This is a genomic window from Streptomyces sp. NPDC023723, assembly GCF_040639815.1.
Taxonomy (GTDB): domain Bacteria; phylum Actinomycetota; class Actinomycetes; order Streptomycetales; family Streptomycetaceae; genus Streptomyces.
This window is the reverse complement of sequence record NZ_JBFAAP010000087.1, coordinates 1-21786: the sequence shown is the minus strand read 5'-3', so window position 1 is coordinate 21786 and position 21786 is coordinate 1. Positions and strand designations below refer to the sequence as shown.

Annotated in this window: 20 protein-coding genes and 1 pseudogene; 9 read left to right on the top strand and 12 right to left on the bottom strand. The window is 73.8% G+C overall.

All coding sequences use genetic code 11. The annotated features are described in order from the left end of the window. A pseudogene (locus AB0G32_RS38745) lies at positions 1-712 on the bottom strand (hypothetical protein); the annotation flags it as partial. 394 nt (positions 713-1106) lie between these two features. Between AB0G32_RS38745 and AB0G32_RS38740 the strand changes: the two are divergent. Then, complete coding sequence (locus AB0G32_RS38740) at positions 1107-1964, top strand: DeoR/GlpR family DNA-binding transcription regulator (protein WP_361175149.1); 858 nt, start codon at positions 1107-1109, stop codon at positions 1962-1964. Between the two features lie 49 nt (positions 1965-2013). Here AB0G32_RS38740 and AB0G32_RS38735 read toward each other — a convergent pair whose 3' ends face one another. Then, a complete protein-coding gene (locus tag AB0G32_RS38735) occupies positions 2014-3153 on the bottom strand; it encodes a PLP-dependent cysteine synthase family protein (protein ID WP_361175146.1) in 1140 nt (379 codons plus the stop codon). A gap of 343 nt (positions 3154-3496) precedes the next feature. Between AB0G32_RS38735 and AB0G32_RS38730 the strand changes: the two genes are divergently transcribed. Both AB0G32_RS38730 and AB0G32_RS38725 read left to right on the top strand, forming a co-directional pair. After that, positions 3497-3820 carry a hypothetical protein gene (locus AB0G32_RS38730; RefSeq protein WP_361175143.1) on the top strand — a complete coding sequence of 108 codons (324 nt, stop codon included), beginning with the start codon at positions 3497-3499 and terminating at the stop codon, positions 3818-3820. Positions 3821-4003: 183 nt separating this feature from the next. Further along, entirely contained in the window at positions 4004-4513 is a 510-nt protein-coding gene (locus AB0G32_RS38725; protein WP_361175140.1) for an ATP-binding protein, read from the top strand. Between the two features lie 168 nt (positions 4514-4681). On the opposite strand, the gene AB0G32_RS38720 is transcribed toward AB0G32_RS38725, so the two are convergent. Together AB0G32_RS38720 and AB0G32_RS38715 are read right to left on the bottom strand one after the other, a co-directional pair. Continuing rightward, positions 4682-5920: an ROK family protein gene (locus AB0G32_RS38720; protein WP_361175137.1), complete on the bottom strand. Its 1239-nt coding sequence runs from the start codon at positions 5918-5920 to the stop codon at positions 4682-4684. Between the two features lie 70 nt (positions 5921-5990). Next, positions 5991-6713, bottom strand: a complete 723-nt coding sequence (locus tag AB0G32_RS38715; RefSeq protein ID WP_361175133.1) for an alpha-ketoglutarate-dependent dioxygenase AlkB — start codon at positions 6711-6713, stop codon at positions 5991-5993. 99 nt (positions 6714-6812) lie between these two features. Between AB0G32_RS38715 and AB0G32_RS38710 the strand changes: the two genes are divergently transcribed. After that, positions 6813-7943, top strand: coding sequence for a methyltransferase (locus AB0G32_RS38710; protein WP_361175152.1), 1131 nt, complete (start codon positions 6813-6815; stop codon positions 7941-7943). Positions 7944-7949: 6 nt separating this feature from the next. On the opposite strand, the gene AB0G32_RS38705 is transcribed toward AB0G32_RS38710, so the two are convergent. Together AB0G32_RS38705 and AB0G32_RS38700 are read right to left on the bottom strand one after the other, a co-directional pair. Then, positions 7950-8810 (bottom strand): ketose-bisphosphate aldolase, encoded by an 861-nt coding sequence (locus AB0G32_RS38705; protein WP_361175130.1) that lies wholly within the window; start codon positions 8808-8810, stop codon positions 7950-7952. Between the two features lie 25 nt (positions 8811-8835). Then, complete coding sequence (locus AB0G32_RS38700) at positions 8836-9717, bottom strand: SIS domain-containing protein (RefSeq protein ID WP_361175127.1); 882 nt, start codon at positions 9715-9717, stop codon at positions 8836-8838. Between the two features lie 124 nt (positions 9718-9841). Here AB0G32_RS38700 and AB0G32_RS38695 point away from each other — a divergent pair, with 124 nt between their 5' ends. Further along, positions 9842-10621 carry a DeoR/GlpR family DNA-binding transcription regulator gene (locus tag AB0G32_RS38695; RefSeq protein WP_361175124.1) on the top strand — a complete coding sequence of 260 codons (780 nt, stop codon included), beginning with the start codon at positions 9842-9844 and terminating at the stop codon, positions 10619-10621. Between the two features lie 74 nt (positions 10622-10695). Here AB0G32_RS38695 and AB0G32_RS38690 read toward each other — a convergent pair whose 3' ends face one another. Beyond that, positions 10696-11670 (bottom strand): hypothetical protein, encoded by a 975-nt coding sequence (locus AB0G32_RS38690; RefSeq protein ID WP_361175121.1) that lies wholly within the window; start codon positions 11668-11670, stop codon positions 10696-10698. 225 nt (positions 11671-11895) lie between these two features. On the opposite strand from AB0G32_RS38690, the gene AB0G32_RS38685 reads away from it, so the two are divergent. Further along, a complete protein-coding gene (locus AB0G32_RS38685; RefSeq protein ID WP_361175118.1) occupies positions 11896-12495 on the top strand; it encodes a phosphatase PAP2 family protein in 600 nt (199 codons plus the stop codon). Here the strand turns inward: AB0G32_RS38685 and AB0G32_RS38680 are convergent. The 3 genes from AB0G32_RS38680 to AB0G32_RS38670 all read right to left on the bottom strand — a co-directional run bounded on the left by AB0G32_RS38680 (position 12468) and on the right by AB0G32_RS38670 (position 15147). Further along, a complete protein-coding gene (locus AB0G32_RS38680) occupies positions 12468-12923 on the bottom strand; it encodes a phospholipase (protein ID WP_361175114.1) in 456 nt (151 codons plus the stop codon). The genes AB0G32_RS38685 and AB0G32_RS38680 overlap by 28 nt on opposite strands. A gap of 182 nt (positions 12924-13105) precedes the next feature. Continuing rightward, positions 13106-14035 (bottom strand): PmoA family protein, encoded by a 930-nt coding sequence (locus AB0G32_RS38675; protein ID WP_361175111.1) that lies wholly within the window; start codon positions 14033-14035, stop codon positions 13106-13108. Beyond that, entirely contained in the window at positions 14032-15147 is a 1116-nt protein-coding gene (locus tag AB0G32_RS38670) for a Gfo/Idh/MocA family oxidoreductase (protein ID WP_361175108.1), read from the bottom strand. Before AB0G32_RS38670 ends, AB0G32_RS38675 begins: the two co-directional genes overlap by 4 nt. Before the next feature lie 389 nt (positions 15148-15536). On the opposite strand from AB0G32_RS38670, the gene AB0G32_RS38665 reads away from it, so the two are divergent. Together AB0G32_RS38665 and AB0G32_RS38660 are read left to right on the top strand one after the other, a co-directional pair. Beyond that, positions 15537-16133 carry a DNA starvation/stationary phase protection protein gene (locus tag AB0G32_RS38665; protein ID WP_361175105.1) on the top strand — a complete coding sequence of 199 codons (597 nt, stop codon included), beginning with the start codon at positions 15537-15539 and terminating at the stop codon, positions 16131-16133. Positions 16134-16250: 117 nt separating this feature from the next. Further along, a complete protein-coding gene (locus AB0G32_RS38660) occupies positions 16251-17342 on the top strand; it encodes an ABC transporter permease (RefSeq protein WP_361175102.1) in 1092 nt (363 codons plus the stop codon). Between the two features lie 81 nt (positions 17343-17423). On the opposite strand, the gene AB0G32_RS38655 is transcribed toward AB0G32_RS38660, so the two are convergent. Beyond that, positions 17424-18113 carry a TetR/AcrR family transcriptional regulator gene (locus AB0G32_RS38655; RefSeq protein ID WP_361175099.1) on the bottom strand — a complete coding sequence of 230 codons (690 nt, stop codon included), beginning with the start codon at positions 18111-18113 and terminating at the stop codon, positions 17424-17426. 99 nt (positions 18114-18212) lie between these two features. Between AB0G32_RS38655 and AB0G32_RS38650 the strand changes: the two genes are divergently transcribed. Continuing rightward, positions 18213-19076: an NAD(P)H-binding protein gene (locus tag AB0G32_RS38650; protein ID WP_361175096.1), complete on the top strand. Its 864-nt coding sequence runs from the start codon at positions 18213-18215 to the stop codon at positions 19074-19076. 55 nt (positions 19077-19131) lie between these two features. Here AB0G32_RS38650 and yicI read toward each other — a convergent pair whose 3' ends face one another. Next, positions 19132-21402, bottom strand: coding sequence for an alpha-xylosidase (yicI, locus tag AB0G32_RS38645; RefSeq protein ID WP_361175093.1), 2271 nt, complete (start codon positions 21400-21402; stop codon positions 19132-19134). Positions 21403-21786 lie beyond the last annotated feature (384 nt).

Genomic DNA, 21786 nt, shown 5'->3' with positions numbered 1-21786 from the left:
CGGGCCGGCGGTCGAGGCGTGCCGCGGGTACCGCGAGGCCGCCGGCGACGGTCAGCAGCCCGGCGGCGGTGTGCGCGGCGCGCAGCCGGGCCACCAGCCGGCGTCCGTACCAGAACCCGGGGCGGCCCAGGGCGTTGCGGCCGGCCGTCTCGTCCGGTTCGGGCTCGCGGTCCATCGGCTGCTGGGACTCGTAGGCGCGCCAGGTGCGCAGGGACAGGTACCAGAGCAGGCCGGTGAGCGCGGCGGGGACCAGCGCGGCGAGGGCGAGCCGGCGGCCGGGGCCGCTCCACCAGCCGCCCTCGGCCGGGGAGAGGAAGCCCAGCCAGGAGTGGCGCGCGGCGCACGCCTCGGTGCCCGCGCACTGCCAGGCCGCGAGGTCCAGGGCGACCTCCGCGGCGGCGGCGACCAGCAGCACCGTCAGGGTCAATCCGGCGAGCCGGACCAGCAGCCCGTACAGGCGCCGGGTCCGCTTGCGGCCGGACGCGGCGGGGCGCATCCAGTGGGCGAGGTTGACGACCATGAAGGGCAGGAGCAGCAGCCACAGCGCGCGGGTGCCGTCGCCGGAGGTGAGGTTGCACCAGACGTACGCCTCGGGCACCGGTCTGTCCCGGTAGTCCTCGGGGCGGGCCTCGGCGTCGGCGTCCTCGGTGCGGCGGAAGACGGCGGCGATGTCGTCTCCGGTGACCCGTACCGTGCGCGGGTCGTCGAGCATCTCCTGCGGCGAGGAGCCGCCCACCCCGTGCACCAGCAGTTCCAGGGCGGTTCCGGTGCCCTGTCCGTCGTTCCCCGTGGCCTTGTGCGTGGCCCGTCGCTGCGCCTGTTCCACCGTGTCGCACTTCCCCCGTGACGCGCCGTCGGCTGTGTCCGTGCGGGCACAGGATCTCCGCTCGGCGGACGGCGTACACCTCTCCCCACCGAATCTCCCCCAACTGTGTGACACGTGGCGTACGGATGGGACGGGAGTGACATGTGCGCGACGGGCAGGTGGTGGCGCGCCGTGGGACGGGGCGTGCGAGGATGGGCGTCGGCGCACCGGGGCGTGCGGAGGTCCTCGCCGCGGCGGGCGCGCCGGGCGGACTGGTGGCGGCGAGAGGACCGGAGCGTACGTGAGCGAGAATCAGAACCTCCTCGCGGAGCAGCGGCGGGCTTTGATCCTCGACGAGGTGCGGCGCCGCGGCGGGGTCCGGGTCAACGAGCTGACCCGCCGGCTCGGCGTGTCGGACATGACGGTCCGCCGCGATCTGGACGCGCTGGCCCGGCAGGGTGTGCTGGAGAAGGTGCACGGCGGTGCGGTGCCGGTGGTGGAGGCGAGTACGCACGAGCCCGGTTTCGAGGCCAAGTCGGGCCTGGAGCCGACCGCCAAGGAGGAGATCGCGCGGGCCGCGGCGGAACTGGTCGCGCCGGGCGCGGCGATCGCGCTGTCCGGCGGTACGACGACGTACGCGCTGGCGCACCGGCTGGTGGACGTGCCGGATCTGACGGTGGTGACCAACTCGGTGCGGGTGGCCGACGTGTTCCACGCGGCGCAGCGCACCTCGGGGGCGCGGCAGGCCGCGGCGACGGTGGTGCTGACCGGCGGGGTGCGCACGCCGTCCGACTCGCTGGTGGGTCCGGTGGCCGACCAGGCGATCGCGGCACTCCACTTCGACGTCCTGTTCCTGGGTGTGCACGGCATATCGGCGGAGGCCGGGCTGTCCACGCCGAACCTCGCGGAGGCCGAGACCAACCGGCGCCTGGTGCAGTCGGCGCGGCGGGTCGTGGTGGTCGCGGACCACACCAAGTGGGGTGTGGTGGGCTTGAGTTCGTTCGCGGCGCTGGACCGGGTGGACACGCTGGTGACGGACGCCGGGCTGCCGGACGAGGCGCACGCGGAGATCGCGGAGCATGTGCGCGTGGTGGTGGCGGGCGTGGCCGAGCAGCCCGAACAGCCGGAACAGCCGGAACAGCCGGAACAGGACGACTGACGGGGGGCCGGCGGGCCGGGTTCCGGCTCGCTTCGGGCCAGGCCGCCGGTCAGGTGGGCCAGACGCCCGTGTGCAGCAGGGATTCGATGGCCGCGGTGTACGGCTCGATGCGCAGGCCCTGTTCGGCCAGCCAGGTGTCGGAGTAGTACTTGTCGAGGTAGCGGTCCCCCGGGTCGCACAGCAGTGTCACCACACTGCCCCGGCGGCCCTCGGCCACCATCTCGGCGACGATCTTCAGCGCGCTCCACAGACCGGTGCCGGTGGAGCCGCCCGCCTTGCGGCCGATGACCCGCTCCAGGGCGCGCACGGCGGCCACGCTCGCCGCGTCCGGCACCTTCATCATCCGGTCGATGGCGCCCGGCACGAAGCTCGGTTCCATCCGGGGCCGGCCGATGCCCTCGATCCGGGAGCCGCAGTCGCAGGTGACGTCCGGATCGCCGGTGGTCCAGCCGTCGAAGAAGCAGGAGTTCTCCGGGTCGGCGACGCAGACCCGGGTGTCGTACTGCATGTAGTGCACGTAGCGGGCGAGGGTCGCCGAGGTGCCGCCGGTACCGGCCGTGGCGACGATCCAGGCCGGTTCCGGGAACCGCTCCAGGCGCAGCTGACGGAAGATCGACTCGGCGATGTTGTTGTTGCCGCGCCAGTCGGTGGCCCGCTCGGCATAGGTGAACTGGTCCATGTAGTGCCCGTCGGTCCGCGCGGCGAGGCGGGCGGACTCCTCGTACATCTCGCGCGAGTCGTCCACGAAGTGGCAGCGGCCGCCGTGGAATTCGATCAGGCGGATCTTCTCGGCGCTGGTGGTGCGCGGCATGACGGCGACGAAGGGGACGCCGATCAGTTTCGCGAAGTACGCCTCGGAGACGGCCGTCGAGCCGCTGGACGCCTCGATCACCGGACGGCCGGGCCGGATCCAGCCGTTGCACAGGCCGTAGAGGAACAGGGAGCGGGCCAGGCGGTGTTTGAGGCTGCCGGTGGGGTGGGTCGACTCGTCCTTGAGGTAGAGATCGATGCCCCACGGCTCGGGCAGCGGAAAACGCAGCAGATGCGTGTCGGCCGAGCGGTTGGCGTCCGCCTGGACCTTGCGGACGGCCTCTTTCAGCCAGCCGCGGTAGGCCGTGTCGCCGCGGTCGACGTCCAGCGTCGCACCGGTCTGGGCGGGCGGGGTCCCGGTGGGCGGGGAAGTGCTCACGGCACGGCTCCTTGTGCTGGGCGCCGACGGCGCCTCGCGCGGCCGCCTGTGCCGATCATAGGCACGTTTCCCCGACGCCTCTCACCTGCATAAAGGCCCCTTTGGGGGGCTCAAAGGAACCTCGGGGGCGGCGTGCGCGGCACGGCAGGGGGGCGCATTCGCGCCAGTGCTCCGGGCGGCGCCGGGAAGGGACTCGCGCGCACTGGTGCTCGACGCCGGGGGCGGGCAGACTGCTGCGGGTGGAACGCGGCCCCGCCTCGGGGCACCCGCGATCACGACACGAGCCGGCACCGGCCCACCCGGAGCGCGGTCCGGCCACCGACGCGCACGAGGGGGCGGCGGCATGGCGGAGCCGGAGTTCACGGCCACCGGCGTACGGATCGACAAACGGCTCCGCTCGCTCACCCGGGCCGGACAGGTCCGGATCAGCGACGGCAGGCTGGAGCTGCTCACCAGCTACGGCAGCGAGATCGACAGTGCCCCGGTACGGTCCGTGCGCGCCGCCAGACCCTGGTTCGCCGCCGAGGACCGCGCCTTCGCCGAGCTGGACGGCAAGCGGTACCTGCTCACCCTAGGCGAATCCGATCCCGCGCCGGGCGAGTCGGGGCCGGCGGCGGCCCGCCGGTTCATCGAGGCCGTGCGCCGGGCGGCGGGACACAGCGACTGAGATGTCCGTGGGTTGCGCCGTCTCACCCCTTGCGTCACGCTGGTCTCACGTCACTCTGGGTTTACCGGCGATAACGCTGCGAACCAGCCCGCCGGCCATGACAGCAGGCGGTCGCGTGACGCACACGTCTGCTGGATCCGTCCTCAGTGTTCTTCCGGACCTCTATGTCGGGGAGTCGCAGCCGTGATCAGTCACCCAAGCAGGCACTGCACGGTGGAGCTCCAAGCCCTGCCGTCGCGGATCGGCCAGGTCCGCAGAATCGTATCTGCGCAATTGCGCTACTGGCATCTCGATTCCCTGATCGACCGGGCGGCGCTCGGCGTGACGGAACTCCTGACCAACGTTCACCAGCATGCCCGGCCGGACAAGACGTGCACCGTGGAGATCGAACTGCTGCCGGACCGGCTCACGGTCTCGGTGCGGGACCGCGATCCGCGGCTGCCCGTGGTGGACGAGGCCGAGCCGCTCGCGACCTGCGGGCGCGGTCTGGCCATGGTGGCCGCGATGAGCGAGAGCTGGGGCGCCCGGCCGGACGGCGAGTCCGGCAAGGTGGTCTGGTTCACGCTTCCCACCCCGCCGTCCGTGCCACCGCTGCCCGGCCGTCCGCCGCGCCGGCTGGTCGAGGAGGTGCCCGCCGAATCGTTCAGTCAGGTGGCACGTGCGGCTCCCGCCCGGTCGGCCGTGGCCGGCTGACCGGGCGGTGACCGTTCCCTCCGGGGGCTGCGGGAGTCGACCGGGCGCGGTCGGGTGAGGTGCGGTCGGGTGCGGTGCTGCCGTGGTGGCTGTCGTGGTGAACTGCGGGCCGGGTGTGGCTGGTCGCGCAGTTCCCCGCGCCCCTGAGGGCCGAGCGGTGGGCGTATGTCAGCCGAGTACCGCCAGTGGGTCGTCGAGGACCGGCTGCCAGGCCAGTTCGGCCGCGCCCACCAGGCTGTTGTGGTCCAGGGCGCAGGGCAGCACCGGTACGCCGCCGCTCTGTCCCCACAGGCTGCGGCCGGCGACCACCGCGCGCAGCCGGTCCGGGTCGGCGCGCACCAGGTCGCGGTGGAGGCCGCCGAGGATGATGCGGTCCGGGTTGAGGATGTTCACCAGGCCGGCCAGGCCCTGGCCGAGGCGGTCGAGGAGGGTCTCGGCGGCGGTGCGGACGGCCGGGTCGGTGTAGTGGTCGCGGACCAGGTCGACGGACTGCTGGAGGAGGGACTGCTCGGGTCCGGGTTCCCGGCCGGCCGCGGTGAGGAAGGCCAGCGGGTCGGTCTCCACGTCCAGGCAGCCGCGGCTGCCGCAGTGGCAGGGGCGGCCGGCGGGGTTGACGGTGAGGTGGCCGACCTCCAGGGCCAGTCCCGAACTGCCCGAGTGCAACCGGCCGTCGAGGACCAGGGCACCGCCGACGCCCCGGTGTCCGGTGGCCACGCAGAGCAGGTCGCGGGAGCCGCGCCCGGCGCCGTGCCGGTGTTCGGCGAGGGCGGCGAGGTTGACGTCGTTGGCGGTGAAGGCGGGCCCGTCGAGGCCGGCCGCGCGCACCTGCTCGGCGAAGATCTGCCGGACGGGGGCGCCCGCGGGCCAGGCCAGGTGCAGCGGGTTCAGCGCGAGGCCCTCCGGTTCGGCCACCGCGGACGGTACGGCGAGGCCGGCGCCGACGCAGCGCCGGCCGGTGCGGTCCAGGAGCTCGGCGCCGGCCTCGACGACCGAGCCGAGGACCTTGGCCGGGTCGGCGTCGACGATCTCGCAGCCGGGCGTGGTGGCGACGATCCGGCCGCCGAGCCCGACCAGCGCGGCCCGGTAGCCGTCGGCGTGCACCTGGGCGGCGAGGGCGACCGGGCCGTCCTCGGCGACCGCGAGGCGGTGCGAGGGGCGGCCCTGGGAACCGGCGGGGGCGCCGGGCCGGGCGTCGACCCTGATCAGGCCGAGCGCCTCCAGTTCGGCGGCGACCGCGCCGGCCGTCGCCCGGGTCACACCGAGTTCGGCGGTCAGGACGGCGCGGGTGGGGGCGCGTCCGGTGTGCACCAGCTCCAACGCGGGCCCGAGCGCCCCGCGTCCCCGGTCCAGCCGCGTCCTGGAGGTGGTCCCGTCCCCCGCCCGCCGGGGGTCCGCCTTGCCGCTCATGGGGGTGAGTCTCCCATGATCCGGGCCGGCGGCGGCCGGTGCGGTGGGGGCCGGTGCCGGGAGCGGCGCCTTACAGTCCGCTGACCCGCAGCGTGATGTTCAGCCGCCCGGTGAGGCCCAGCCCGGGCGGTGCCGTGCCGGGGCGGACCCGCGGCACCCCGTGGTACGCGAGCCGGGCCGGGCCGCCGAACACGAACAGGTCGCCGCCGCGCAGTTCGACGTCGGTGTACGGGCGGTTGCGGCTCCGGGTGTTGCCGAACCGGAAGACGCAGGTGTCGCCGAGGCTGAGGGAGACCACCGGCGCGTCCGCCCGTTCGTCCTCGTCGCGGTGCATGCCCATCCGGGCGTCGGCGGCGTAGAAGTTGACGAGGGCGATGTCGTACGCGGCGGCGGGGACCGCCCGGGCGCCCAGCGTGTCGGTCACCGCGCGGCGGGCCAGGTCGCCGAGGCGGTCCGGGAACGGCTTGACCGGGGCGCCGTCGCCGTCGGCCACCGTGCGGGAGTAGGCGTACGGGTACGCGTGCGGGCCGGGGCAGTCGGGGTTGGCGCGCGCGGCCCGGCCGCAGTGCGGGCAGCGGGGCACCGGGCCCCAGTGCCGGCCCAGGCAGACCTGCCGGGCGGTCATCGTGCCGCCGCCCGGGGTGCGGACCGTGCGCAGCCCGGCGGGCGGGCGGGACCAGTCCCGGCAGGCGTCCAGCAGCTCGCGCTGGAGCCCGGCGTCCAGCCAGTCCGGGAGGTGCACGGCGCCGGGCGCGATCTCGGTACGTTCCCGGGGGAACAGCTCGGCGTCCATGTCCTCCATCGTGCACGACCGCCGCCCGGTCCTCGCCCGACCGGCCCTGAGCTGCGGCTCGGCTAGCCTGGACGCACGATGGACGAGCGCGACGACCGTATGACGACCGAGTGGGGCGAGCCGGTGCTGACCCGGTTCCCCGACGATCCGCGCGACCGGCTGCGCGCCTGGGACGCCTCCGACGAGTATCTGCTGGCGCACCTCGCCGAGCGGCGGGTGCCGCTGTCCGGGGCGGTCGTGGTGCTGGGCGACCGCTGGGGCGCGCTGGTGACGGCGCTGGCGGCGCACCGGCCGACCCAGCTCACCGACTCGTACCTCGGCCGGGAGGCGACCCGCGCCAATCTCGCCCGCGGCGGTGTCGAGCCGGGCGCGGTGCGGCTGCTGACCACGCAGGACCCGCCGCCGGAGCGGATCGACGTACTGCTGGTGCGGGTGCCCAAGAGTCTGGCGCTGCTGGAGGACCAGTTGCTGCGGCTGGCGCCCGCGGTGCACGAGGGGACGGTCGTCGTCGGCACCGGGATGGTGAAGGAGATCCACACTTCGACACTGGCGGTGTTCGAGCGGGTTCTCGGCCCGACCCGGACCTCGCTCGCGAAGAAGAAGGCCCGGCTGATCTTCTGTACGCCGGACCCCGCCCGGCCGCGGCCCGCCAACCCCTGGCCGCTCAGCTATCGCCTGCCCGACGGCATCGGGCCCGTCTCGGGCCGGACCGTCGTCAACCACGCGGGCGTCTTCTGCGCCGACCGGCTGGACATCGGCACCCGGTTCTTCCTGCAGCACCTGCCGGACGCCGGGGCCCGGAAAGTGGTCGACCTCGGCTGCGGCAACGGAGTGGTCGGTACGGCGGTGGCGCTGGCCGCCCCGGGGGCCGAGGTGCTGTTCACCGACGAGTCCTTCCAGGCGGTGGCCTCGGCGGAGGCGACGTACCGGGCCAGTGGGGCGGGTGGGAACGCCGAGTTCCGGGTCGGTGACGGGCTGGCCGGGGTGCCGGACGACAGTGTCGACCTGGTGCTCAACAACCCGCCGTTCCACTCCCACCAGGCCACCACCGACGGCACCGCGTGGCGGATGTTCAGCGGTGCCCGGCGCGCGCTGCGGCCGGGCGGTGAGCTGTGGGTGGTCGGCAACCGGCACCTCGGCTACCACGTCAAGCTGCGCCGTCTGTTCGGCAACAGCGAACTGGTGGCCGGGGACCCGAAGTTCGTGATCCTCCGGGCCGTCAAGAGGTAGACCGGGTCAGCGGGTGAGCCGGCCCACCACCCTCAGTACGTCCGCGACCGTGCGGGCCATCGCGTCCCGGCCCTCGGCCAGGTAGCCGCGCGGGTCGACCGCCTCGGGGCGGGCGGCGAGGTGCTCGCGGACCGCGCCGGTCAGGGCGATGTTCAGCGCGGTGCCGACATTGACCTTGGCGATGCCGCCCGCGACCGCCGCGGCGAGTTCACCGTCCGGCACCCCCGACGAGCCGTGCAGCACCAGGGGGACGTCGAGCGCGGCCGACAGTTCCTTGAGCAGGTCGTGGTCGAGGGCGGCGGTGCGGGTCGTCATGGCGTGCGAGCTGCCGACCGCGACGGCCAGCGCGTCCACCCCCGAGTCGGCGACGTAGCCGCGGGCCTCGGTGGGGTCGGTGCGGGCGCCGGGCGCGTGCGCGTCCAGCGGCGGCGCGCCGTCCTTCCCGCCCACCTCGCCCAGCTCCGCCTCGATCCACAGGCCCTGGGAGTGCGCCCAGTCGGCGGCGGCCCGGGTCGCGGCGAGGTTCTCGGTGTACGGCAGTTGGGCGGCGTCGTACATGACGGAGCTGAAACCGGCGTCCCGGGCCTGGCGCAGCAGGGCGTCGCTCTTGACGTGGTCGAGGTGGAGGGCGACGGGGACGGCGGCGCGTTCGGCGGCGGCGACGGCGGCGCGGGCCAGTGGTTCGAGCCGGCCGTGGTGGAACTTCACGGCGTTCTCGCTGACCTGGAGGATCACCGGCGCGGCCACGGACTCGGCGCCGGCGATCACCGCCTCGACGTGTTCCAGGGTGATGACGTTGACGGCGGCGACCGCGGTACGCGCCGCCGCGGCGCGGGCGACCAGGTCGCCGGTGGTGGCGAGGGGCACGGGTCTGTCCTTTCGCTGCGGCCGGTCAGGGCGCGAGGATCACCGAACGGGTCAGGTGGCGCGGCTGGTCCGGGTCCAGGCCCCGGGCGGCGGCCACGGCGACCGCGAGCCGCTGGGCGCGGACCAGTTCGGCCAGCGGGTCGAGGGTGCCCGCCACCCACATCCCGCCGGTGGCCGCGACCTGCTCGGCCAGTCCCTCGGGTGCCGCGCCGAGCATCCAGGTCGCCGTGGTGGCGGTGGTGACGCTGATCGGGCCGTGCCGGTACTCCATCGCCGGGTACGCCTCGGTCCAGGACAGGGACGCCTCGCGCATCTTCAGCGCGGCCTCGTTGGCCAGTCCGACGGTCCAGCCGCGGCCCAGGAAGGTGAACTGGGTGCGGTCGACGAGCCCGGCGGGCAGGTCGGTGGCGAGGGCGGTGCGGGCGTCGGCGACGGAGGGCTCGACCGGCAGGCCGAGATGGGCGCGGAGCAGGGTCAGCGCGGTGGTGGCGAACCGGGTCTGCACCACCGAGCGTTCGTCCGCGAAGTCCAGGACGACCAGGTCGTCGGCGGCCGTCATCACGGGCGTGGCGGGGTCGGCGGTGATCGCGGCGGTGCGGGTGCGGCCGCGCAGCCGGCCGAGCAGTTCCAGCACCTCGGTGGTGGTGCCGGAGCGGGTGAGGGCGACCACCCGGTCGTAGGAGCGGCCGTGCGGGAACTCCGAGGCGGCGAAGGCGTCCGTCTCGCCCTGACCGGTCTCCTCGCGCAGCGCCGCGGCGGCCTGCGCCATGAAGTACGAGGTCCCGCAGCCGACGATCGCCACCCGCTCCCCCGCGGCCGGCAGCGCGCCGCCGTGCCGGGCCGCCTCCGCCGCCGCGCGGGTCCAGCACTCCGGCTGGCTGTTCAGCTCGTCCTCGACGTATGTCATGACCACACCCTCCCCGAGATTGATTGTTCCTGCAAGATATAGCGAGCTTTCGAGCACAATCAAGCATTTGCCGAAAGCGGGTGTGCGTTAGGGTCGGCCAGGGACCGAGGAACGGAGGGTGCGCATGTCGCGCGACGCCCGCTGGAAGACGCTGCTGGAACTGCTCGTCGAACGCGGCCGGCTGGATGTCGAGGAGGCGGCGGCCGAGCTGGAGGTGTCGGCGGCGACCATCCGCCGCGACTTCGACCAGCTCGCCGGGCAGCAGATGCTGGTGCGCACGCGCGGCGGCGCGGTGGTGCACGGGGTGTCGTACGAGTTGCCGCTGCGGTACAAGACGGCGCGGCGCGCCTCCGAGAAGGAGCGGATCGGGCGGGCCGTCGCCGAACTGGTGGCGCCCGGCGAGGCGGTGGGGCTGACCGGCGGCACGACCACGACCGAGGTGGCGCGGGCGCTGGCGGTGCGCCCCGATCTCGCCGCGGGCACGCCCGCGCTCACCGTCGTCACCAACGCGCTGAACATCGCCAACGAGCTGGCCGTGCGGCCGCAGTTCAAGATCGTGGTGACCGGCGGGGTGGCGCGGGCGCAGTCCTACGAGCTGATCGGGCCGCTCGCCGACGGGGTGCTGGGGCAGGTCACGATCGACGTGGCGGTGCTGGGGGTGGTCGCGTTCGACGTGACGCACGGGGCCGCGGCCCACGACGAGGCGGAGGCCGCGATCAACCGGCTGCTGTGCGAGCGCGCCGAACGGGTGGTGGTGGCCGCCGACTCCACCAAGCTCGGCCGGCGGGCGTTCGCCCGGATCTGCGCGGCCGAGTCGGTGGACACGCTGGTGACGGACGCCGCGGTGGACGCGGACACGGTACGGCGGTTCGAGGAGGCGGGGCTGACGGTCGTCGCGGTGTGAGCGGCGGCCGTCCGGGGGTTCGATGGGCTGAGGCGGGGCTCGCGGGCGGCGCGGCGCCGCTGTCGCCCTGGGGCTCAGTGGCCGTGGCCCGTGTCGGGCTCCGCGGTGTGGGCTGACGGTCCCGGGGCTGCCCCGTGGGTCTGCCCCGCCCGGACCGTGAAGGCCGCCGTGCGGACCTTGCCCGCGTGCCGGAAGTCGAGGAAGAGGCGGTAGGCGCCGGCGCTGGGCGCGGTGGCGGTGAAGGAGACCGTGGGACCGGGCTTCGTGGCGCCGTCGCCGGGGGCGCCGTTCGGGTGGACGTGCAGGTATGCGAGGTCGCCGGAGCGCAGCGCGACCAGGTGGCCGTAGGCGCCGAGGTAGGGCTGGAGGTCGGTGACCGGCCTGCCGTCGCGGCTGACCGTCAGGCGCAGTTCGCTCGCCCGCTCCGGGCGCAGCGCGCCGGTCAGCCGCACGTCGTAGCCGTCGGTCTCGGCGGTGGCGTCCGGGGCCGGCAGACCGCGCGGCGCGTACGGGCCGGCGGCCGCCAGGTCGGCCCCGAGGGTGAGGTTCTCGGCGCCGCGCCGTGCCGGGGTGAAGTCGGCGAACACCCGGTAGCCGCCCGCCCGGGGCAGGTCGACGGGGGTGCTCCAGGTGCCGTCGGCGGCGCGGGCCGGGTGCAGGTGGCGGTAGGTGCCCAAGTCGCGTGCGGCGACGATGAGGTGGAGTTCCTTGTCGTGCTCGCGCCGGTAGGCGGTGACGGCCCGGCCCTGGTCGTCGCGGACGGTGAAGCTCAGCTCGGTGCGCCGCCCGGCGGTGACGCGGGACGTGTCGAGGTCGAGCGTGTAGCCGGCCTCGGAGATCTGGAGCCCGCCCGCCGGGGCGCTCTTCCGGCCCTCGTGCCCGTCGTCGCCGCCCGCTGTCGGTACGGGGGCGCCGTGCTCGTCGTGGGCGGCGGGCGCGGGCTCCTCGACGACCGGGGCGAGACCGGTGCCCACCCCGTAGGCCGCGCCGAAGGTGGCGGCCAGGGCAGCCGCGAAGACGGTGATCCTCGGTCCCGTTCCCGTGTGCACGGTCGTCGCCTCCTCGGCTTCGGGGGCCGCCGGACACGGATGCGCCCCACCATGCGGCTCACCATACCCCCTGGGGGTACACGGTCAAGCGACTCGACTGACCCGTACGGGCCCGGCCGGGGCGCCGCCCGGTCCGGTCGGGGGCAAGCTGATGAACCGAGCGTCCCGGGAGAAGGAGTACAGGATGCACGGAGCGTCCCGGGAGAAGGAGTACAGAAGGAGCACATGACCGAGCCGACCGCCTCCGCCGCCGCCGTACTGCGTGATCTGCGGGCCGTGGACGGGGCCCTGTACGCCGCGGTGGCCGCCACCCCGACCCCCGCGCTCGACCGGACGCTGCGCCGGCTGTCGCAGGCCGCCGACCACTCGAAGATCTCCCTCGGTGTCGCCACCGCGCTGGCCCTGTGCGGGGGCCGGGGACGCCGGGCCGCGGCGCTCGGCGCGGGTTCGCTCGCCGTGGCCTCGGTCTGCGCCGACCTGCTCGGCAAGCGGCTGGTGCGCCGGCCGCGACCGGACCGGGAGGCCGCCCGGGTCACGGTGGACCGGCGGGTGCCGATGCCCGCGTCGGCGGCGTTCCCGTCCGGCCACACCGCGGCCGCGGTCGCGTTCGCCACCGCCGTCGGCACGGTGCTGCCGCCGGCCGCCGTCCCGCTCGGCACGCTGGCGGGCGCGGTCGGCTACGCGCGGATCCACACCGGCGTGCACTATCCGGGCGATGTGGCCGCCGGCGCCGTGCTGGGCGTCGCCAGCGCGGCACTCACGCTGGCGGTGACGGCCCGGGGCCGGTACGGGTGCGGTCAGCCGAAGGCCCGGACCGCCTGGTAGTAGGTCCACGCCGTCCCGTCGCAGGTGGTCTTCGTGGCGCCGGTGTAGCGGGCGCAGACGCGCTTGAGATCCTCGTAGAAGGCGCTGTCCAGCCGGGCCTTGCTGGTCGTGAAGGTGCCCGCGGCCTTGTAGTTGCGGTAGCCGAAGTCGTGCCGGGCGCAGGACATGGTGAAGGGGAAGCCGAGCGGGTTGTCCGGCGAGGAGGAGCAGTAGTCGGTGGTCCAGTCGAACGCGTAGGCGGACCAGGCGGCCTGGTTGGCGCGGGCGGCGGCCCACTGGTCGTAGCTCGACGCGCTGGTCTGGGTCCAACTGGACAGGACCTGCGGCTTGTCGGCGGGTACGGCGTCGGCGGCCGTCGCGGTGCCGACCACGGTCAGGACGGAGAGGGCCGAGGCGGCAAGGCCGGTCACGAGTCTTCTGCGGTGCATCCCACACCTCCATGAGGCCGCGGCCCGCCCCTCGGGCCGCGGGTTCATGGGGAGATGATGCGCGTCCCGCGGGTCGCCTCACACCCGTCTGCTCCCAATGCGCCGTCAACTCTTGGCGTGCGCCGGGGAACGCGAGTTGAACAGTTGTCGCTCCCGCCCCGTGCGTCACCGCGCGGAGCGGATCACCACGGCAGGCCGGCCAGGTGGGCGGTGACCCGGTGCCGGTCCCAGGCGCCGTCGGCGACCACCAGCCGGTAGCGGTAGGCGAAGGACTCCCCGGGCGGCAGTTCGAACTCCGTGAAGAACGCCCAGGAGAACGCGACGGTCGGGACCGGCTCGGCACGCACGAACCAGTGCGAGGGGTGGATCGCGGCCCGCGCGTCGAGGTTCTCCGGGGCGTGCGCGAAGACGAGGGTGGAGTGGGCGTCCACGTCGTCGTGCTCGGTGCTGAACGCCAGCCACGGCCCCTGAGTGCCCATCAGCCGCTGCGCGCCCTCGCCGTCCGGGGTGAAGACGGTGCCGCCGGTGAAGTCGCGGGGGCCGCGCCACTGGAGGCCGGTGTAGCCGGCCAGCTCCCGGCCCGCGGTGGTCGGGGAGCCGAAGAGCAGGGGTTCGGCGCGGATGTTGGTGAGGCGGATCGACCAGTCCAGGGCCCAGGAGCCGGATGCCTGGTCGACCGAGTGGACGGTCAGTCCGCGTTCCTCGCGGGCCCACTCGGCGCCGCCGTGCTCGACCCAGGTGAGGTGCTCGGTGACGGCCAGCCGGTCGTCCTCGACGGTCAGGTCCGGGAAGCCGTCGTGCCGCATCGAGCCGACCCGCTCGGGCAGGGCGAGATAACCCTCCCCGGGCACGTAGGAGTTGCCGCCCCAGAAGTTCTGGCCGGACAGGTGACTGGCCGTCATCTGCACGCCCTTGTGCCAGCGGTGGTCGTTGGGGCGGTATCCGGTCACCGTGCGCCCGGCCAGGGTGCGCAGCGGGTGGGCGTACGGCTTGCGGGACTCGAACGGGTCGGGGTCGGGGCGGTGGACGTACCGGAGGATCTCCGTGCCGTCCGCCGTCGTCACCGTGATGTGCTCGCCGTGGGTGCGGGTGACGCGGATACGGTCGCTCACGCGCGCTCCCCGGGGGCCCAGTCGGGGTGGCCGCCGTGCATGGCGGCGTAGAACGGGTCGCCGGGGCCGATCTCCCCGGCGCGCACCGGCTGTCCGGTGAACGCGGCCTTGTACAGGGCGGCGGCGAACTCCAGGGTGGCGCGGGCCTCCGAGCCGCTGCCCGGTGGACGGGTGCCCGCGTCCCACGCGTCGAGGACCGCGCCGAGCTGCGCGGTGTGCGAGCTGGGCACGTCGGTGGCGGGAGCGCGCCAGGCGGCGGCCCGCCCGGCGTCGACGTGCGGCGCCGGGGTGTAGGTCCAGTCGGCGTTGCGGTGCCCGTACAGGTGGGTCAGCTCCACCGTCGCGTCCGCGCAGTCCACGCGTACCCGGCTCACCTCGTCGGGCGAGAGCACACTGTTGACGACGGTGGCCAGGGCGCCGTTCTCGAAGCGGACCAGGGCGGTGGAGACGTCCTCGCTCTCGGTGTCGTGCGCCAGCCGCGCGGCCATCGCCCGGATCTCCGCCCACCGGCCGAGCAGGTGGAGCAGCAGGTCGTACTGGTGGATGCCGTGACCCATGGTCGGGCCGCCGCCCTCGGTGGCCCAGCGGCCGCGCCAGGGCGCCGCGTAGTAGGCGGCGTCGCGGTGCCAGGTGGTCTGGCAGTGGGCGACCCGCGGCGCGCCCAGCTCCCCGCCGGCGAGCAGCCGACGGGCGTGCGCGGCGCCGGAGCCGTACCGGTGCTGGAAGACGACGGAGGCGTAGGCACCCGACGCCGCCTCGGCCGCCGCGATGTCGTCGTACTCGGCGAGCGACAGGCACAGCGGCTTCTCGCACAGCACCCAGGCGCCCGCCTTGAGCGCGGCGACCGTCTGCTCGCGGTGCAGGGCCGGCGGGGTGCCGATGAGGACGAGATCGGGGCGTACGGCGTCCAGCATCGCGCCCGTCGAGGTGTACCCGGCGACCTCCGGGCCCGCCTCGGCCCGGAAGGCGTCGAGCCGGGCCGGGTCCACGTCCACGGCGGCGACCAGTTCGACCCGGTCGGCGTGGGCTCGCAGGGCGGGCAGATGGCCGCCGGCCACGATGGCGCCGGTGCCGACGACGGCCACCCGGCGGCGGGCGGGGAGCGGGGGCATACGGGGTCCTCCTCGGACGCGACGACGGTGACGAGAAGCTGCGGTGACGGAAGGGCGGTGACGGACGGCGGTGACAGAAGGGCGGTGATGGCCAGCGGTGAGGGACGGCGACGACGGAAAACGGTGGTGGAAAGCGGTGCTGGCAAGCGGTGCTGGCAAGCGCGATAGAAAGCGCTTGCCACCCGGGTGACCCTAAGCGGCGGGCGATTGCCTGGACAACCCCCTCCGCCCGGTCCGTCCGGAACCTCCCCGTCCGGGGCCTGGTGCCTCGCTCGGGCCGCAGCGTTTGCGGGCCCGGCGGACGGCTGATCGACTGTCGCAGGGGGCCGAGTCCGGTCGCGCGAGGCACCGGCACTCACCTTCGGCTTCCCCGTGGAAGGAGTTCAGGCGTGAGCACCGATCCGAGGCCGGCACCGCCGGCGTCCCGTTCCGACGGCAGTCAGCCGTGGCTGCACCAGCAGGGCCGGGTCATCCAGGAGTTCGGCACCGTCAAGCAGTTCCCCTTGGCCCTGTCCATGGAGACCCGCCTCTACTCCGCCCAGCGGGTCAACAAGATCCTGGCGGACACCCGCATCCTGCACGACCTGTACAAGAAGTACCACTGGCTGATGCGCGGGGCGACGTTCTACCAGCTGCACCTGCTGATGGACAAGCACGCCGGTGAGCAGCTGGCGCTGATCGACACCCTGGCGGAGCGGGTCCAGACGCTCGGCGGCGTCTCGGTCGGCGACCCCCGGCACGTCGCGGAGATCACCACGATCCGCCGCCCGCCGGACGGGGTCGAGGAGGTGCCGTCGATGCTGTCGCGGCTGCTGGAGGCGCACGAGCAGATCCTCGCCGACTGCCACGACGCCGCCGCGGTCGTCCAGGAGCAGGGCGACGACGGCACCAACGACATCCTGGTCTCGGACGTCATCCGCACGGGCGAACTGCAGGCCTGGTTCGTGGCGGAGCACCTGGTGGACACACCGCTGGTACGGGTCTGAGCGCGGGGCGCGAGCAGCAAAGGGCCGGTTTCCGGACGCACCGTCGTCCGGGGCCGGCCCGTCGCGCACCGCGCCGCACGGACCGGCCCGAACGAGCCCGGACAAGGACGAGCGAACGTGGACGAGACTCCGGAGACGGCCCCTGACGGCCCCTCGCACCCGCGTCATCACGCCCGGGAGGGCCACTGGACCCGGTTTCGCGCGGGACCGTGGTGGCCGGCCAGTGTGCTGGTGCTGATCCTGGCGGCGGCGGCCGGTCTGTTCGCCGGGTCGTACACGTACACCATGGCCAACCCGACACCGCACCAGTTGCCGACCGCCGTCGTCGGCTCCTACGACGAGGCCCGCGGCAAGGCGTTCCTGGCCGGGCTGGGCAAGGCGCTCAACTCCTCGGTCCGCACCCATGCCTACGACTCCCGGGCGGCGGCCGTCGAAGCCGTCGAGGAGCAGACCGTCTTCGCGATCTTCGAGCTGCGCGGCGACGGGCGGCAAGTGCGGCTGGACGTGTCCTCGGCCTCGGGCTCCTCCGTCGCCGAACTGCTGGAGCAGGCCGCCCCGGCGGTGGGCAGGGCCACCGGTGTGACGGTCACCGTCCGGGACGTCAATCCGCTCCAGGACGGTGACCCGCGCGGGCTGGCGATCTTCTACATCTCGCTGGCGGCGGTGATCATCGGCTTCGTCGGCGCCATCCAGCTCAGCGTGCACGCCCGGGCCCTCACCCCGCTGGAGCGGATCGCGTTCACCATCGCCTACGCGCTGCTCGGCGCGTTCGCCATCGCGGCGGTCGTGGACTGGCTGCTGGGCGCGCTCGACCTGCCGTTCGTCGAGTCGTGGCTGATCCTCGCGTTCACGATGTTCGCCAGCGGGATGACGTTCACCATGTTCAACACCCTGTTCGGGCGCTGGGCGATGCTCCCGACCTGGGGCGTCATGATCCTGCTGGGCAACCCGTCGTCCGGCGGAGCGGTGTCCTGGCCGCTGCTGCCGTCCGCGCTGGGCGTGATCGGGCAGTGGCTGCCGCCGGGCGCCTCGGTCAACGCCCAGCACACGGCGGTGTACTTCGCGGGGCACCAGCACGCCTTCCCGTTCCTGGTGCTGACCGGGTGGGCGCTGGTGTCGTGCGCGGTGTTCTGGATCTGGCGGCACCGCCACCCGGGCGGGCGGGACAAGAACCCGCCGGAGCTGGCGCCGCCTTCGCCGCCGGCCTGAGAACACGGCGCCGGACGCCGGACGCCGAAAGCACCGAAAGCACCGAAAGCACCGAAAGCACCGGCAGCACCGGGGGCACGCTCAGCTCTCCGCCGCGAGCCGGTCCAGCCACTCCGTCAGCAGGTGCCGCTCCGCCGCGCTGAGCGACGCCGAACCGGACAGCGTGGCGCGCAGGGCCCGGGCCGCGCCCGCCGGGCCCGCCTCCCGCACGGCCGGCTGCTCGTGCGTGACCGCGGTGACCATGGCCTCCCGCAGTGAGGTCAGGAGCGCGGGGTCGCGCCGGTCCTCCGGCAGGGACAGCCAGGTGAGCACCGCGCCGCGCGCCGTGGCGTGGATGATCTGCGCCGCGAGCCGCTCGTCGACCCGCAGCCAGCCGCCCGCGGCGAGCCGCCGCACCCGGCCCATCAGGATCTCCATGCCGGCCGCGAAGGCGGGCGAGGCGGTCCGGGCGGGCTCGGTGTACATCAGCGTGAACAGCGCCGGGTTGGACAGCCCGAACTCGGCCGCCACGTCCCAGCCCGCCCGCAGGTCAGCGATCGGGTCCGCGGGGTCCGGATCGACGTGCTTGGTGGCGAGGAACGCGGTGAAGCCGTGCTCGGCCACCGCGTCCAGCAGTCCGTCCTTGTCGCCGAACAGCCGGTAGATGGCCGGCGGCTGGAGGCCCGCCGCGTCGGCGACCGCGCGGGTGGTGACCGCGTCCCGACCGCCGCGCGTCAGCAGGTCGATGGCGGCCTCGATGACCCGCTGCCGGGTCTGCTCCCGTGAAGACATGGACCAAAGATACTCCGCCAGCGGTTCCACTGTTATTTCCAGTGTTATCGTCATAGCGTTTCCACCGGAAACAAATCACTGTGACCACTGGAGCACATCATGATCATCGTCACTGGAGCCACCGGTCTGCTGGGCCGTCAGATCGTCGAGCGGCTGCTCGACCGCGTGCCCGCCGACCAGGTCGGCGTCAGCGTCCGCGACCCGCACCGGGCGCGGGCGCTCGCCGAGCGGGGGGTGCGGGTGCGGCGGGGCGACTTCACCGATGCCGCCGGGCTCGCCCACGCCTTCGAGGGCGCCTCGCAGGTGCTCGTCGTCTCCGTCGACAAGATGGGCGAGGAGTGCGTCAAGCAGCACCGCGTGGCGATCGAGGGGGCGGTCGCTGCGGGCGCCCGGCGCATCCTGTACACCAGCCAGATGGGGGCGGACCCGGCCTCGCACTTCCAGGCCTGCCGCGACCACGCCGCCACCGAGGAGGCGCTGCGCGCCTCGGGAGTGCCGTTCACCTCGCTGCGCAACGGCTTCTACGCCGCCAGCGCGGCGCATTTCGTCGGCCAGGCGGTGGAGTCGGGCCGCCTGGTGCTCCCGGCGGACGGGCCGTTCAGCTGGACCGCGCACGCCGACCTCGCCGAGGCGGCCGCGGCCGTGCTGGCCGACGAGGGCCGCTTCGAGGGCCCCACTCCCCCGCTCACCGGTGCACCGGCGCTGACCTTCGGGGAACTGGCCGCACTCACCGGTGAGATAACCGGCCGCCCCCTCACCCGGGTCACCGTGCCGGACGACCAGTGGCTGGCCGAGATGACCGGTCACGGCATGCCCGCGAGCACGGCGGAGCAGTTGCTGGGCATCTTCGCCGCCGCCCGGGCCGGTGAGTTCGCCACCGTCGACCCGACGCTGGCCGGTCTGATCGGCCGCGAGCCGGTCTCCGCGCAGACGGTGCTGCGCGAACACCTGGCCGGTCACTGATCCCTCGTGCGGGGAGCCCCGGAGGCGGACTCCGGGGCCCCGTGCGGTACGGCCGTCAGCCGAGCGGCACCGTCACCTCGCCGGTGCCCTCGCCCCGCTCCCCGCCCGCGACCTGGACCGTGAACGCGCGCTCCGTCCCCTCGGCGCTCACCCGCAGCACATTCCCGTCCCGCCGCACCCGGAACGTCGCGGCGGGCGCGCCCGTCGCGTCCGGCACGGTGACCTCGGCCGCGTAGTCGGGCGCGGCCGTCGGGTGGACGAGCAGCGTCGGCGCGGCCAGCCAGTCCCCGTCGGGCCGCTGGTCGTCGGCGGCCAGCGGCAGTACGGCGCCCTCACGGACGTACAGCGGGAGGCTGTCGTAGCCGTGCCGTTCGGTGCGCCAGGCCGGGCCGGTGACCCGCTCGCCGCTGAGCAGGTGGGTCCAAGTGCCCGCCGGGAGGTACACCTCGACCTCGCCGTCCTCGGTGAAGACCGGGGCGACCAGCAGGTCGGGGCCGAGCAGGTACTGCCGGTCCAGCGGGCGGCAGGCCGGGTCGGCGGGGAACTCCAGGACCATCGGACGCATCATCGGCACGCCGGTGCGGTGGGCCTCGGCGGCGGCGCCGTACAGGTAGGGCATCAGGCGGTGCTTGAGGAGGGTGAAGCGGCGGGCCACGTCGACCGCCTCCTCGCCGAACTCCCACGGCACCCGGTAGGACGAGGAGCCGTGCAGCCGGCTGTGCGAGGAGAGCAGGCCGAAGGCCAGCCAGCGTTTGAAGACCGCCTCGTCGGGGGTGCCCTCGAAGCCGCCGATGTCGTGGCTCCAGAAGCCGAAGCCGGACAGCGACAGGGACAGGCCGCCGCGCAGGGACTCGGCCATCGCGCCGAAGGAGGACCAGCAGTCACCGCCCCAGTGCACCGGGAACTGCTGGCCGCCGGCGGTCGCGGAGCGGGCGAACAGGACCGCCTCGCCCCGGCCGCGCTCCCGCTCCAGGAGTTCGAAGACGGTCTGGTTGTAGAGCTGGGTGTAGTAGTTGTGCATCCGCTCCGGGTCGGAGCCGTCGTGCCAGACCACGTCGGTGGGAACGCGCTCGCCGAAGTCGGTCTTGAAGCAGTCCACGCCCTGGTCGAGCAGCGGCTTCAGCTTGGCCTGGAACCAGGCGCGGGCGTCGGGGCTGGTGAAGTCGACCAGGCCCATGCCGGCCTGCCACAGGTCCCACTGCCACACGTCGCCGTCCGGCCTGCGCACCAGGTGGCCGAGTTCCGCCGCCTCGTCGAAGAGCGGGGACTTCTGGGCGATGTACGGGTTGATCCAGGCGCTGATCCGCAGCCCCTTCTCCTTCAGGCGCTTGAGCATGCCCTCGGGGTCCGGGAAGACGTCCGGGTCCCACTCGAAGTCGCACCACTGGTACTCGCGCATCCAGAAGCAGTCGAAGTGGAAGACGGAGAGCGGTATGCCGCGCTCGGCCATGCCGTCCACGAAGGACGTCACCGTCGCCTCGTCGTAGGACGTGGTGAAGGAGGTGCTCAGCCACAGGCCGAAGGACCAGACCGGCGGCAGCGCCGGGCGGCCGGTCAGGGCCGTGTAGCGGCCGAGGACGTCCTTCGGAGTGGGGCCGGCGACGACGTAGTACTCCAGCGTCTGGTCCTCGACGCTGAACTGCACCTGGCCGACCGACTCCGAGCCGACCTCGAAGGAGACCGCGCCGGGGTGGTTGACGAAGACGCCGTAGCCGCGCGAGGAGAGGTAGAACGGGATGTTCTTGTACGCCTGCTCGCTGCTGGTGCCGCCGTCGGCCTGCCAGACGTCGACGACCTGGCCGTTCTTGACGAACGGCGTGAAGCGCTCGCCGAGGCCGTAGATCTGCTCGCCGACGCCGAGCGCGAGCCGGCTCAGCATGTGGTGGGCGCCCTCGCCGGTGGTGGCGTACGCGGTGCTCTTGGCGTCCGCCCGGGTCAGCTCCCGCCCGTCCGCGCCCAGGAAGGTCAGGCCCCAGGGGCCGGAACGGTCCAGCCGCAGGGTGAGCGGGCCGCTGGTCAGCTCGGTGACCGGACCGTCCTGGCGCACCTCGCCGGCGCCGTCCGGCACCTCGCCCAGGACGAAGTCGGGGCCCGGGCGCCGCTTGCCCGCGTGGTGGGTGACCCGGACGCCGATGACGCCCTCGGCCGGCGAGAAGCAGTCGACGGTGATGAGCGGGGCATTGAGTGTGTCGCCCCGCCGTGCCACCTTCTTCACGGCAGCGTGAGCGGTGAAGCGCTTCGACTGGGCGCGGACATCGCGTACTTCGGTGGCGTACGAGAGGTGCACACCCTCGCGGACGAGCCAGAAGCCGTCGGTGAACTTCATGATCTTCCTCGGGTGGGGCGAGAGCGGTCGGATGGCGGTGCGGGACGTCTCAGGAGCATTTTGATCGTACACAAAACAAATCGGCGCGGTAGGGCCTCGACGCAGTCTTTTGGCCGCTGAACTGGCCTGTTCACCGAAGGGAACGGCGCACTTACGGAGCGAAGGGTGCCCGCTGGGGCTAGCGCGGAAGCCCCTCCGTGACGTATTAGTCATGCCATCAAACAAAACCGTCCGGCGTGGGAGCCGACGGTACGACAGCAAGGGCCGCACGATGTCGAAGCGCTTCAACCCCACTCCCGAGGACAGGTTTACGTTCGGTCTGTGGACCGTTGGCTGGCAGGGCCGGGATCCGTTCGGGGACGCGACGAGGCCGGAGCTGGATCC